Here is a 12,864-nt window from a genome sequence, read left to right as displayed (position 1 = left end):
CTTAGTTGTTTCTGTTTTGCGGTAAAGAATCCTTCATAGCCTTCTGCATATCCAGCACACTACCCGTAAACAGGCTATCATTATAACGTATCCCTTGTCTTATTTGTACGTAGCTATTTCTAAACCGGGTGTTCTTAAAATGGAGCACATATGGGTTCGTAGTAGCTATTACCATATCCTGCAGAATCAGATTTTCAAATAACACATACTTTGCCTGCGGGCCAATAACGATAGAAGCTCCTGTTGTTTTAAAGCTGCTATCCCGGGCCAGCAGTATGCTTCCGGGGCTCTTCAATACTAAGGTGTCTTTTCGAAGGTGCAGTGTATCGGTCAGGTAAATAGGTGCCATGGCCAGCGAATCTCTCAACCATAAGGTATCGCCTGTCATACGATTTAAGGCCGTATTTAAACGTTGCTCTTGCAGCGTAGGTGCAACAGTTGGTGCCAACTCTGGCGTTGTACTTGCTTTGGGTCCACGGAAAAACAAAGCCCATACCAATGCTGTCAGCAGCACAAAGCAGGCAATAGATAAAATGATGGGCAGGTTATAAGGCTTGGCTACACGAGCTGTTGCTACAGGTGTAACAACCGGCTGCTGTTGAATACGTGGCTCAGCTGGTTGGCTTTCGTTTTTTTTTACCGGCGTTGCTGGCTTTTTTGCAGCCTGCTTCAATGGTTTTTTAGGATGCTGCACCAGCACTACAGTAACATTATCCTTTCCACCGGCCCTGTTGGCAGCGTCTACCAGGGAACGGCATTTCCCTTCCAGCGTATCGCCATTATTCAGTACGGAACTGATAACAGCTGAGTCTATCATATCCGTTAGTCCATCGCTACAAAGCAGCAAAGTATCGCCGGGAAGGAAAGGTGATTCTCCAGTTTCAATATACTCACTTGGATTGGGAAGTGGCGACTCAAAACCCAGCGCTTTGCTGATCTCGTTTCGCTTGAGATGTTGCATGGCCGCTTCTTCCGTAATACGGCCAGAGTCTTCCAAGAAGCCAACAAAAGAGTGGTCTTTTGAAACTTTCACCAGTGTCTTATCTCTAAATAAATACAAGCGGGTATCGCCCACGTGGGCATAGTAAAATTTATTGTGCGTGGTATCGACTAACGCCATCGTGGCCACGCAAGCCATGCTGGGGTTCTTGCCAGTTTGCGTCTTTTCCGCATAGATGTTTTCATTAGCAGAAGACATGGCTTCGCGCATCATGCTAAGCACTTCACCAGAAGGAATCTGCAAATACGCCAGTATGGATTGTTGTGCAATAGCAGCAGCTACTTCCCCACCTTCATAACCACCCACGCCATCAATCACACAGGCGGCAATGAATTGCTTATTCAACACGGGCTCAATAAAAAACGTATCCTCGTTATTATCCCGTTGCCGGCCGACATCTGTTATTCCAAAATAGTGTTTAGCCATTCCTCTTATGCGTACGTTTTATATCTACAAAATGTGCAATTAGCAGACTTACACCTACCACCAATAAAGCCAGCGACAATAAATGCGACATGCGAATGCTTATGATTTAAAAATATTGATACCGACAATGCCATTTAGGACCAGCTTAGAGTTGATCGGCAATTCTGTCCAGGTAGGATTTGCTGTATCACTTCTGGAAATTGCCTTTTCGTTGAGCATGGTTTTTTCACCAAATGATGCCAGGTAAAACTTATCATCTGCCCGGTTATAACGAATACGCAAGTGCGGTGTATTCACCCATTCAGATGGCACACGGAAAATAGTTGAAGCTTCGCGTGTATCGTCTTTTCCAGAAACCACAATCTCTTCATCGCGCATAAAGTATTCGATCTTTTTCCCGGCAAATGCTTTATCGGGCACAATGGCCTCGAACCGGGCAAAAGACGTGCCGGTTGGTGTAGCCACGTTTACTTTGCGTTCATCGTAACGTAATTCTTCAATGTAAGGCACCTCATAGTACCCCTCGCTATAAAAGGTAAACCCTTTCAATATATCAAAGCTGATATCGGAGGTTTGAGCAATACCGGTTTGGCGAGGTATAAAGGTAACGCGCAGGTTTTCTTCTTTTTGCGTAGCACCAGGCAGCAGTTTGCCAATAAATCCTTTATCGCCTCTGTAATAATCGGGGTGCGATACAAAACGGAAAACCCACTTGCTGGCGGAGGGTTCCACTGTTTTTCCTTGAGCACGATAGCCTTTTAACAGCTCGTAAAACTTCTTCACTGACTCTTGTACTATCAGGCCAAAGATGCCTTTCTTGTTCTCCATGAATTCTTTATAGTCTTCTGTGTTGAAGGCTATAATGTACTCGTGGTAAAACACAATACGGTCCGCAAACGAAAGTTCGTGAATTGACTCCTGGAACTTATCCACTATATACTTAAAAATAGCATCAGGTGTCAGCGTAGGTGTAGTGGCTAGCGTATCTTCCGTATCTTTTTTCAGGAACCAGTCGTGCAAGCCTATGCGTTGCCAAAATGAGGGCTTTGATTTCATGCCGGGTTTTTCTCTTTCTCGTAAATGTAATTCAATTCAGATTATACTCATTCGCTGTCAAGTGTGGGCGACTTCGTGAAACGTCAAACGTGAGACGTGAAAAGTAAAAATAGTTTACAAGTTCACTAGTTTATAAGTTTACCTTTTCCGTTGATCGGAATTGATGACTTTGCCGTCCCCCGCTCCCATGAGGCCTATCCTCAGCTTGATAGCAATTGGGTATTAAACGGTTCAAGCCCTTGAATTAGTACATGAAGCTGATCAATTTAAAGTATTGTTAAGGCAACGGGTGTTTTTAAACTTTGATTATTGAAGTAGAACTGCACTGTCAGATTCTCTTTTCGCGTCTCATGTTTGTCGTCTCACGTCAATGAAATGGAGACAACTCTTCAAGAGCTAACTGATCCATAAAAACGGTTAGTAATCCACAAAAATTTAGCACTGTAGAAATACGTGGAGGGTAAACAGAAAATAACGGATAGCCGATAACAGCTTCACAACCAATACTTCAAGCCAGGATCAATGTGCATTATACTGCTTGGCTTGCAATTTGATTAAAGATCAGCAGAGAACAGGTAAATGTGTAATAACCCTTAGAAAAATACCCGATCATGATAAAAGAAGTAGTGGCGTTGAGTGTAGTGGTTGCAACAGGCTTTTCAGCCTTCTCTCAAACAGATACAAGTAGCAAGCTAATAGATACAACAACGGTAAATGTTGTAACAACAGATTCCAACCAGGCTTTTACTGACAACAAAAAACAACCCGTTTACAAATTAAAACCCGCGGTGGATATACCGGTTACGGCTGTGGGCTCGGGATGGTCCATGTATGCGTTTACAAAAATCTACAGCAAGGATCCATCGACCGTAGAAGATATTAATTCCTTGCGTAAAGAAGATATCAATGGCTTTGACCGCTGGGCAGCTGATGTGTATTCTCCTAAAGCGGCCAATACCAGCGACTTCTTTTTTTATGGCTCTATGCCATTACCTCTTTTGTTACTTGCAGACAAGCACATACGGCAAGATGCAGGAAAAATTGGGCTGATGTACCTTGAAGCTATGTCGGTTACGGGTTTATTATATACTGGCGCAACATATAGTACTGACCGTTACCGCCCGTTGGCTTATAACCCCGAAGTGCCAATGTCTGAACGCACAAGCGGTGGTGCTAAAAACTCATTCTTTGCCGGGCACGTAGCATTGGTAGGTACAGCCTCTTTCTTTACTGCTAAAGTGTTTTCAGACTACCACCCTGACTCCAAGTTGAGGTTTTTGTTTTATGGTGCCGCTATTGTAGCTACTGGAGGTACGGCTTATTTACGCCATATGGGCGGAAAGCATTTCCCTTCTGATCTCTTATTGGGAACAGCAGTGGGTACACTATCCGGAATACTGGTACCACAGTTTCATAAGACCAAACTCTTCAAAGATCCTAACTTAACCCTGTTGCCTTATACGACGGGACAGTCGCACGGGTTGGTGATGAACTATCGGTTTAAGTAAGAAGCGCTGCACGCTTCAAGCTATACGCTGTACGCAGCAAACAGCCTATCGTGAAACGTCAAACGTGAAAGGATGGCAGCAAGCTACAAGCTGCACGCTTCACAGCAAGAGCCAACCTCTTTATAAAACAAAAGCACTCCTTTGGTGGAGTGCTTTTTCATTTAACCTCTTTGCTTCTTTTACTTAGCGCCCCTTTGCGTCTTCGTGTCTTTGTGGCCGTCCCTGTGCCTCCCTGTGCTTCTATGTCTCCGTGGTTCCTCCCTCCGCGCCTCCGGCGCGCTCTGCGTGGAGCGTACAGCGTATAGCGTGAAGCTTCACTCTAACAGTACCCAACCACTTTATACACCACATAGCCGGCCATTTCATGCAATAGCTTTTGCCAGAGAGAAAGCACCGCTTCTTGCGGCAACAGTAGCTTGTCGAGGTCCCAGGAACGGTCGTGTGTATAGAAATCGGCAGGATATGTATCCGCCACTACACCTGCTTTTTTAAAGCAAGCCTCTGCCCGGCGCATGTGAAAGGCTGATGTTACCAGCAATAACTTCTTTAAATCAGGATGCTGGCTAAGCAATTGCTTGGTGAACCGCGCATTCTCATACGTATTCCGGCTTTTGTCTTCCATCAGTATAACACTATCGGGCACACCGGCCTGCACTAGCAGCTGACGTAAACTTTCAGCCTCAGTAGTAATCTTCTCCTTTAAAGAACCGTTACCACCCGAAATAATGATATGCTGCACCTTGCCCAGTTTATACAATTGAAGGGTATGTAAAACCCGGTCGGCGCCCTTATTAGTATACACGCGGTCGTGAGGCGATTTATCCATATCGGTCAGGCCTGTTAGAATAATAGCAGCATCATAAGTAGGAAGCGTAGCTATTGGCTTCGGCCCACGCTCCCATAACAACCAAGCTTCATTACTAATAAATGGGTTTGTAAAAAGAAGCAGCAGGGCTGCAGTGGTTACCAACGCACGCTTTCTTCTTTTGTCTTTTTTTGCAAAAAGGGCCATAGCCAGTGTCGTTATAATCCAGATCAGGGGAGCCAATAAGAAGAATAGGATCTTAGAAAGAATGAAAAACATAGGGAAATTCTGTAAAGGCCGCGAAAATACTCACTACTAGGTATTTTCTATCATCTCTTCTTTCGTCACTTTTGCTAATGTTATAATATATAGTTTGCCTGAAGCTTCAAGAACAAGTGCCAGTCTATAGGCCATACTTTCCTAAACAGCTCATTGTAAACTATATAGAGATTCGGACCACGTATAGCATGTTTATTTATCCCTACCACTATGACAGTAGAACTAATCATGCTCTTTTTTGATGGGCACCCCTTGGTTTTTGAGGTAAGTAAAAAGCAGAAAAGCTATTTTTTCACCCCTTTAACCAGTTGGAAAGATACATTAGTGGCCTCTACCTTTTCCTTGCAAAGAATTAATGGCGAGTGGAAAGCTATTGGGGCATCAGATCGGAATATAATAGACCAGGCCATAGAAGAAATAGAAAGACGCCCGTTTTAAAGTCCCTGCCGAAAAGTAGCAACGAACCGAATTCGTTTCTTAAACGTCTTCTTTTGAATAGAAGCGGTCTACCAAAACAAAATGCAGTCCTTAATGGGCTGCATTTACTTTTAAGTTTAGCCTAATCGTAATCTGAAAAAGTAAACATAGCATTATAAAGACGTTTACTTCACTTCAAAAACTACTCAAATCATATCAAATGCTTGTGCAAAGCGGGTAATATCATAAGGTGTTTGTGCGCCGATCTTAGCTTTTATATTCCTCCTGTGGGTAGAAACGGTCATTTCTGAAATATGTAAAGCTGTTGCTATTTGCTCTGAATTTTTTCCCATGGCCAAAAGACTAAGGATCTCTTTTTCCCGACCCGTAAGTGAAGCAAAAATGTGCTGATTCTTTCTCAAAAAATCATATTCCCGTTGCAGGCGCTCTACCTTGGTGGTGATATGGCTCTTGGAGTCTACTGGAATTGACAGGGTTAACGAAAGTAAAGGCTGTCCTTCCTGGTCTCTTAAAAATATTCGGGTGGAGCTTAAATGCCAAACCCATTCATATTCAGGAGCTAGTCTTACCTGCTGGAAATAGGTTACAATTTCATCTTGTTTGTTCCGGGCAAGAAAGCTGGCAATTTTTTCAGCGTAATACTCAGCATCTTCTAAGTTGAAATAGCGGGAATGATAATCTGTAAAAGATGTTCTGATTTCTTCCAGCGTTGTACCTAATGCATCTAATCCCCTTTTTGAAATATAAATCAGTGAAAAATCGCGTACATCATGAACCACCAATACCGCAGGCACACTAGTTTCAAACAATTTAATACTTTCCAACCTCTCCTCTATTTGTTGGCGTAATATGGGCTCGGTGAATCTGTCTAAAAATGCCATGATCCTTATCAGTTAGTTAGTTAGTTAGGGTTTCTACGAGGATTTTTACCTAGTATATGGCAACTAAATATACGATATAAGCTTAATGTATAGAACAACATGTCTTTCTTAAAATCAATAATATGATTTACAACCACTTATACATGCTCGTTACATTTATTACCCAATAACAGTCAGTTAGGTACTGTACCAGTTTTTATTGAGCCTAAAAGCAAAACAATCTCCTGCCTACTTTTAGTATCTTTTGACACCTCTCTTTTAGGAGCATTTTCGACTCTTCCCATTATGATTTTACTTCATGATTTATGGATGCTGGTTGGGGCAGTATAGGAGGATGGTAGGAGGAGTAGTGAATCTGGAAGGCAGGTAGAGGGCTTTTTCTGTGCAGTTGGTACGGACTTACCTACAGAAGAGGTACAGATTAGGTACAGGAGAGGTGCAAGAGACCCACAGGCTGGGTACAGGATAGGCAAGGTTCCAGCCCCTAAATGGGAGCTCCCGCACACAGGGACCTCTCGCCGATAGCGCCGATGAGGCAGAGAATTTGTACCAAAGAGACACCGAGTGCAGGGAGGGTCACAGAGTACGGGGATTAAGGGATTAGTGACGTTTAGGGTTTGGTAGCATCTTTTAAGGAGAGAGCAGATGCTGAAATAAATTACGCCTAACAGTAAAAGTCATAAGACTTTCAGTCGGATTTTAGGTGTGAATCTCTGAGATTCTTGAATATCGCTCTGGATGACAAAAGCCAAAAGGTGTTATGATGGGCAGCCTGGTTGAGAAGGGAAGTATGAAACCTGAAGCAAATAACCTGAAGTCTTCAAATCTAAAATCATGAAAGACTGAAATTTTGAAATCAATGATATATATCTAATTCCTCAATCTGCTTCTTATAAGCCTTTGGCAACAACACTACTTTAATGAGCCAATCGGCATTTATAATCTTACTAAACTTATAAATTGGTACAACAGGACGAAGCAGTGACACGCTGCCTAACTTTAGTAATTGCCTAACCAGTGGTGGTACAACCAGCAGCTGAGACTGCTTTAATACAGCATAGCGAAAGGCTCCTAAATGCTTTCTGTACTGTTTGTAAAGATCCAAGCTATATTCAGAAAGCACTAAGTCCTTTTCCAAGTGTTGCTGGCGCACAGGCAACCAGTCTACATAGGTACTGGGCAACTCAGGGATGCCCATACGCAAGCCCATGCGGTAAAAAACATCGTAGGCTTCCTGTTTTTCGGCAGGTGTTAGTTTGTTCTCTAAAAGTTCATACGCAGCAATGGAGTAATGTATGAGCATAAAGAGCACATCGCGATAAGCCCAGTCAGGGATTGAGCTGGCACGCGCCTTCTCTATGCTTTTATGAATGGAGGTGATTTTATCAATAGTTGTCTCCGCATCTGTCTTTTTTGCAAATACTATTTGGCGGGCATATGCAACGGTAGAGAACAGGCGTCCAAGGGGATCGGCAGGCAACTTACCGGTAAAGTAGAGCCAGTCTACTGCCCTATTAAGAGCAAACTCGGCCGATGCGCCCGCAAAAATGAAAAGGATCGTATCACTCTTCCCCCAGATCTTACGAACAATTGAATCCTTATCTACAAAATATTCCATAGTGTTATTAAAGATAAGAAGGAGCTTAAATTCAATTGTCATTTCAGGAGGGTGGCGTGGTCTTTGATTCTATATTTTAAGTAAGTTTTTACAGTGTCATAATTACGGATGGTAAACGAATAGCCTCATCTAAGCGGAGGCTATTTGTTTAAATGCATTCTATTAGAGATCTGCAGTACTGTAATACTTGAGTTACTTAGTAACACTCTCCGAAAGATGAAGTAGGTTAAAGCCTTTACTTCTACCCTTTTTTGGACAATGGCAGCTTGAACTTTTTCCTAGAACTCATACAGGATCACGTTTTAGTAGATTATAGTTGAAAGTACGTGCAATCAGGATCGCGGAAAGCCGCCCTGCTTGGCCATTACATAATAGTTTGTAATCATTTGAAAAGATAGTTTCGGTGTCAAATTCGCTACTAGCAGCTCATTCATCAGCGCATACGCATATTTGTTAATTACTATATAGAGCTAAAAACCCCGTGAAACACAGATATCAACCTACGGGTTTACACTAAAGTTTCCAGAATTCGATTGCAATTGCTTACAGTCTGTCTTATTTTAGATTGCCTATAACAAAATAATCCCTATCGAAAACTAAAAATGAAAAGCCATGCCCCGTCAAAACTTTCTTTCTAAAGACTTCTTTGTTGAAGTTGAAGAAACAGAAGCCCGCCGGTGTTTATTAACCCTACCACAGTGCAGCCCCCATATCCAATTCATCCAAGAAAATGCAGTGAACAAAGCCATTTGTTTTCTATACCAACCTTCGGATAGCAAGAAACATTTTCAAGTCAGTATTTCATTACTTCCGTTAGATAATACATATACACAAGTAGCATTACATTTATCCTACACCAACGGACAGGCAATTTCTACAGATGCTGGTGCGAAAACTGTATTGTTACTTTTTGAACAAGCCATACATGCGGCCTTACGCGGTGATATCAATTCCGCAGCACTAAGCTCATTACGGGAAACGTCTGGAAAGTGGAAAGGATTAGGACAATTATTCAGTTTTCCGACGAGTAGTTGGTTCTTTGGCCGCAGAAAGGATATGGCCAATATCTAAAAAGGAAGAAACGTTCGTATTAAGCACTCTTGAATGTTTCCTCGCACATTTTTAGCATGATCTGCACTACATGCAGCAGGTCGCGATATAATGTTGGCTTACGGAAAAACGTACAACCATGCCCTTGACACAGCTTTACGTCTTCTTCCCTTGAGGAAGTAGTAAACACCATTACGGGAATATTCTTGAATACCTCATGGGATTTTAGCCATACAAGTGTCTCCTTCCCATTCATGATAGGCATATTCAAGTCTAACACTACCAGGTTAGGAAGTGCCTCAGTTGTACTATTTTGTAAATACTTTATAGCTTCTTCACCATTTTTGGCGTGAATCAGTCTAAAACGATCGGTTTGCTGCAACATAGCTTCCCGCACAGATTCAAAATCATCTTGATCGTCTTCAGCGTATAATATGACTGGATTGGTTGTAACGGATTCCATGTACTATATCTCAAGTGTGTATTTATATTTAGTCTGTTCCGCAAAAGAGATACTACTATATAAAAGAAGGGGTTTGAAAATAAACAAGTTATGTTTCAACAACAGCAACTTTATAGACAGCACACTTTTGGCGCATGAACACCTAACTACTTAAAAGATTGTGCCAAAGCGAAATGGCTTACTAATCAAAGAAAAAGGCTGCCTGAGCAGCCTTTTTAACTTTTTGGGATGAAACGGTCTAGTGTTTTCACCGGTTGTTCATAGGTAATATGTTTCGGTTGCGACCCCCTTAAACGAAGTAAGCAGTAGGTTTAACATAGGATGCCGAATGCTTTATTGATATTGGTCAACCAAAGATATAAGGCCTTTTTGCCATTGTTAAAACTGTTAGGCTAAATGAAGAAGTTTGGCGGTAAAAGCAGATAAACTGCCGGTAACTTCTATTTCTACTAAGAACCGGTCAATAGCCCGCTCTTCCCGGCGTTTATAACTCCGCGTAATAAATACCCCTTGGGGAAACCGTAACAGTCAATCCAACCCCAGTTTGCTACAGTTCATCCGAAACATAAGAGATTGGATAGGCTTAACAGTAACTTCTCCTGTTATACATCGTTGGAGGGGTATGAAACTTTACCTATTTGTAATAAGTCTGCTGTCTTGCCTAGCTATTAGCGCTCAATCGCAGCAAGATGCCAGTCGACAATTAGAACCTGCACAATTACAAGCAGACTGGGATACGCTTTATGCCCAGCTTCAAAACAATCATCCAGCCCTATACGCACAGTGGCCTAAAAAAGATGCTGATGCTGTGTTTAGAAAACTTCGAAAAGAATTGGATCGCCCACTTAAACAATCAGCGTTTGAACTATTGGTAAGTAAATTTGTAGCCGGATTTCAGGACGGCCACACCTTTTTAGATGTTGGCTTTGAAAGTGAAGCGTTTGTTGCATACGGAAAACAAGGTGGTAAACTATTTCCATTAGGAGTATCCATTATCGAGGGTAAAATTTATTGTTCCAATGTTTCGTTTAGTACTGCTGCCATTCCATTAGGTGCAGAAATTATTTCCATTAATAACCGGTCGGCGCACGAAATTGTTCAGACCTTAACCTCTCTGCAATCGGCCGACGATCGGCGCTCTGGCTACGTAACAACCCAACGCCTGTTTGGCTTCTCTCTTTGGCACACTTACAATTGGGGAAATCAATGCAAGGTTAGTTTTCAGAATAAAGGCAAAAAGCAAACAGTTGATGTAGAAGGCATATCAACTGAAGACTATATGAAACTTACTTTTGGTAAAGGCTCTATATACCAACTGCGCATGTTTCCAGAATACCAACTGGCTGTACTGCAGATCAATAGTTATAATAGTCTCAAAGCAGCGCGCGCTTTTATTGATTCCTCTTTCCAGGTAATCAAAGATCAAGGCATTAAACACGTAGCTCTTGATCTGCGAAAGAATGGTGCCGGCAATTCAACAATTGGAAATATCGTATTGGGTTACATCACTAAAAATCCTTATACTGATATCAGCTCCAAAACGTGGTTGGATGGCCCACTTATGAAGGCTGTACCTTCTGATAACTGGCGCTATAAAACAATGGAGCAGGTTCGTAAAGACTGGCAACTGGTAGGCCCCAACCGGTATTTTAAAAGTCTTAGTCCCAACCAACCTGATAGCTTAAAGCACCCCGAATTGTTTACAACAGCTAAATTTTATTTGCTGACAAGTGGCCGCACCTACTCGTCTGCTCACATGACAGCACTATCTGTAAAGTGTGGAAAATTAGGAACTATCATTGGTCAACCAACAGGTGAGCGGTTAGACCTGACAGGAGAGATCATTGAGTTTAAATTGCCTAATACTAAAATAACTATTGTAGTGCCTACTGCTTTATATACTAGTGCTTGTGGTAATGGGAAACAAGTGGGTGTACAACCTGACTATAATATTCCTTTACAGGTTGAAGATATTGCTGCAGGCCGCGATGCAGAATTAGAATTCCTGAAAGGGTTGATTACAAAGGAGTCTAAAGCGGTTTCTAATTATTAATAGCATACTATATACTGACCTTACGCAACCAAGGTCAGTATATCTATTTTATCAGTTGCTGGCATAAAATATATTGCCGGCCTCGCTACTTATAAGCCCAAGTTGGGCATAGGCGCCCTCTGCTTTTTTATGTGCCGGAGCTTTACGGGTGAGTGTTTGCCCGGGTTGCAGATCGCTGAAGTAAAGTGTTTTACGATCGATCTCTTCCATCCCTTCACCATAATAAATAACATCTACTGCTACCACTTTCATCATCTGATTGCTGTTATTTTTTATGGCTACTTCTAAGCCACCTACCCCTTGCTGACGTTTATTGGCTGCCACATAATCAGCTTGCAGTTGTAATTGATCCACAACCGCAGCAGCTTTTTCGCTGTTAGCTGTAGTTTGTTTTTCGGTTGCGGATCCCGGTGAGTTATTCTTTTCATTTGCAGCTATATCTCCTTCTTTAGCTTGCGGTGGCGCAACCGGGTCATTACTCTTCTCTCTTTGAGTAGCCTTTACAAATAAGTTATTACTATTCTTAGACTGCCGCCCAGCTTTATTACTCCGCCTATTGCCTTGGGTAACCTTATTCGTCTTCACCATTGAAGCTGGCTGGACTGGTGTAGGATGAAACTCTACTAAACGTTCATCTTTTTTACCCGATTCGCTTGTAGAAGAATTAGATATAAAATGATATACAGTCCAGGCACCCATAACTACTCCCAAAAACAGTGTGGCTGCGATAACTATTTGCTTAACATCTATATTGGGTCGACGCTTTCGTTTGTGCATCCAGCTGGAGTACTCGGCTTTAATATCATCAAGTGATCGGCTATATTTTGTTTCTACCTCAGGCTCTTGTGGAATTTCCTTTTGTGTTTCTGCACAGGCAACACGCTGCCGCATTTTTTCTACCCGCTCTTCAAAAGACTGCGTAGCAGCTTCCGGCACAGCGGCTTGTTCTGCAACTATAGTGACCGGATTTGATGGAAAACTTACATAGATGTGTCGTGTCGAAGGCGAAGCTGCCTTTTCAGTAGTAAATGTGGCAATTGTTTGAGAAGAAACAACTTCCTTCTTGGGCTCACCAGCTGCTGAGGTAGAAGGTATTGGACTATTGTCCTGAACAAATGTTTTTAAGGCTTCAATTTCTTCCGGGTAACGCCATCCTGCGCTTTGCCCAATAACCCACACCAAATCTTTAGCTTGCAAAGCCTTCCCAGCAAGCTCTTCTAAGCTGAAGGGACCTGATTGTTGGTTATTATGAAGAAGTAAGTAGCTTTTCTCCATGGGTGGTGCTTC

At 42.3% G+C, this 12,864-nt stretch carries 11 protein-coding genes; 4 read left to right on the top strand and 7 right to left on the bottom strand.

The window, feature by feature from the left end; translation table 11 throughout:
* Position 1: 1 nt before the first annotated feature.
* Both SY85_RS21855 and SY85_RS21850 read right to left on the bottom strand, forming a co-directional pair.
* Positions 2–1,426, bottom strand: a complete 1,425-nt coding sequence (locus tag SY85_RS21855; RefSeq protein WP_066407708.1) for a PP2C family protein-serine/threonine phosphatase — start codon at positions 1,424–1,426, stop codon at positions 2–4.
* Positions 1,427–1,525: 99 nt separating this feature from the next.
* The gene (locus SY85_RS21850; RefSeq protein ID WP_066407707.1) at positions 1,526–2,482 is read right to left on the bottom strand and encodes a hypothetical protein; all 957 of its coding nucleotides are present in this window, start codon (positions 2,480–2,482) and stop codon (positions 1,526–1,528) included.
* Positions 2,483–3,093: 611 nt separating this feature from the next.
* Between SY85_RS21850 and SY85_RS21845 the strand changes: the two genes are divergently transcribed.
* On the top strand, positions 3,094–3,990 hold the full coding sequence (locus tag SY85_RS21845) for a phosphatase PAP2 family protein (RefSeq protein ID WP_066407704.1): 897 nt from the start codon (positions 3,094–3,096) through the stop codon (positions 3,988–3,990).
* 319 nt (positions 3,991–4,309) lie between these two features.
* On the opposite strand, the gene SY85_RS21840 is transcribed toward SY85_RS21845, so the two are convergent.
* Complete coding sequence (locus SY85_RS21840) at positions 4,310–5,074, bottom strand: YdcF family protein (protein ID WP_066407701.1); 765 nt, start codon at positions 5,072–5,074, stop codon at positions 4,310–4,312.
* 210 nt (positions 5,075–5,284) lie between these two features.
* Between SY85_RS21840 and SY85_RS21835 the strand changes: the two genes are divergently transcribed.
* Positions 5,285–5,512, top strand: a complete 228-nt coding sequence (locus tag SY85_RS21835; RefSeq protein ID WP_148661256.1) for a hypothetical protein — start codon at positions 5,285–5,287, stop codon at positions 5,510–5,512.
* 185 nt (positions 5,513–5,697) lie between these two features.
* On the opposite strand, the gene SY85_RS21830 is transcribed toward SY85_RS21835, so the two are convergent.
* A complete protein-coding gene (locus SY85_RS21830) occupies positions 5,698–6,393 on the bottom strand; it encodes a helix-turn-helix transcriptional regulator (protein WP_066407695.1) in 696 nt (231 codons plus the stop codon).
* Between the two features lie 856 nt (positions 6,394–7,249).
* A complete protein-coding gene (locus tag SY85_RS21825) occupies positions 7,250–8,011 on the bottom strand; it encodes an oxygenase MpaB family protein (RefSeq protein ID WP_066410066.1) in 762 nt (253 codons plus the stop codon).
* A gap of 612 nt (positions 8,012–8,623) precedes the next feature.
* Here SY85_RS21825 and SY85_RS21820 point away from each other — a divergent pair.
* A complete protein-coding gene (locus SY85_RS21820) occupies positions 8,624–9,082 on the top strand; it encodes a hypothetical protein (RefSeq protein WP_066407690.1) in 459 nt (152 codons plus the stop codon).
* 19 nt (positions 9,083–9,101) lie between these two features.
* On the opposite strand, the gene SY85_RS21815 is transcribed toward SY85_RS21820, so the two are convergent.
* Positions 9,102–9,524, bottom strand: a complete 423-nt coding sequence (locus SY85_RS21815; protein WP_066407689.1) for a response regulator — start codon at positions 9,522–9,524, stop codon at positions 9,102–9,104.
* 622 nt (positions 9,525–10,146) lie between these two features.
* Here SY85_RS21815 and SY85_RS21810 point away from each other — a divergent pair.
* The gene (locus SY85_RS21810; protein ID WP_066407688.1) at positions 10,147–11,577 is read left to right on the top strand and encodes a S41 family peptidase; all 1,431 of its coding nucleotides are present in this window, start codon (positions 10,147–10,149) and stop codon (positions 11,575–11,577) included.
* A gap of 51 nt (positions 11,578–11,628) precedes the next feature.
* On the opposite strand, the gene SY85_RS21805 is transcribed toward SY85_RS21810, so the two are convergent.
* Complete coding sequence (locus SY85_RS21805; protein ID WP_066407686.1) at positions 11,629–12,852, bottom strand: DUF4339 domain-containing protein; 1,224 nt, start codon at positions 12,850–12,852, stop codon at positions 11,629–11,631.
* Between the last annotated feature and the right edge of the window lie 12 nt (positions 12,853–12,864).

It is taken from the genome of Flavisolibacter tropicus (assembly GCF_001644645.1).
GTDB classification, from domain to species: Bacteria; Bacteroidota; Bacteroidia; order Chitinophagales; family Chitinophagaceae; genus Flavisolibacter; species Flavisolibacter tropicus.
The sequence above is the reverse complement of the archived record's forward strand: the minus strand, read 5'-3'. Positions and strand labels throughout refer to the sequence as shown.

What these genes read in the sequence shown, in the direction of transcription:
- SY85_RS21835 (WP_148661256.1), top strand. Translation starts at nt 5,285, where the DNA reads ATGACAGTAGAACTAATCATGCTCTTTTTTGATGGGCACCCCTTGGTT.
- SY85_RS21825 (WP_066410066.1), bottom strand. Translation starts at nt 8,011, where the DNA reads ATGGAATATTTTGTAGATAAGGATTCAATTGTTCGTAAGATCTGGGGG.
- SY85_RS21830 (WP_066407695.1), bottom strand. Translation starts at nt 6,393, where the DNA reads ATGGCATTTTTAGACAGATTCACCGAGCCCATATTACGCCAACAAATA.
- SY85_RS21820 (WP_066407690.1), top strand. Translation starts at nt 8,624, where the DNA reads ATGCCCCGTCAAAACTTTCTTTCTAAAGACTTCTTTGTTGAAGTTGAA.
- SY85_RS21845 (WP_066407704.1), top strand. Translation starts at nt 3,094, where the DNA reads ATGATAAAAGAAGTAGTGGCGTTGAGTGTAGTGGTTGCAACAGGCTTT.
- SY85_RS21850 (WP_066407707.1), bottom strand. Translation starts at nt 2,482, where the DNA reads ATGAAATCAAAGCCCTCATTTTGGCAACGCATAGGCTTGCACGACTGG.
- SY85_RS21855 (WP_066407708.1), bottom strand. Translation starts at nt 1,426, where the DNA reads ATGGCTAAACACTATTTTGGAATAACAGATGTCGGCCGGCAACGGGAT.
- SY85_RS21805 (WP_066407686.1), bottom strand. Translation starts at nt 12,852, where the DNA reads ATGGAGAAAAGCTACTTACTTCTTCATAATAACCAACAATCAGGTCCC.
- SY85_RS21810 (WP_066407688.1), top strand. Translation starts at nt 10,147, where the DNA reads ATGAAACTTTACCTATTTGTAATAAGTCTGCTGTCTTGCCTAGCTATT.
- SY85_RS21840 (WP_066407701.1), bottom strand. Translation starts at nt 5,074, where the DNA reads ATGTTTTTCATTCTTTCTAAGATCCTATTCTTCTTATTGGCTCCCCTG.
- SY85_RS21815 (WP_066407689.1), bottom strand. Translation starts at nt 9,524, where the DNA reads ATGGAATCCGTTACAACCAATCCAGTCATATTATACGCTGAAGACGAT.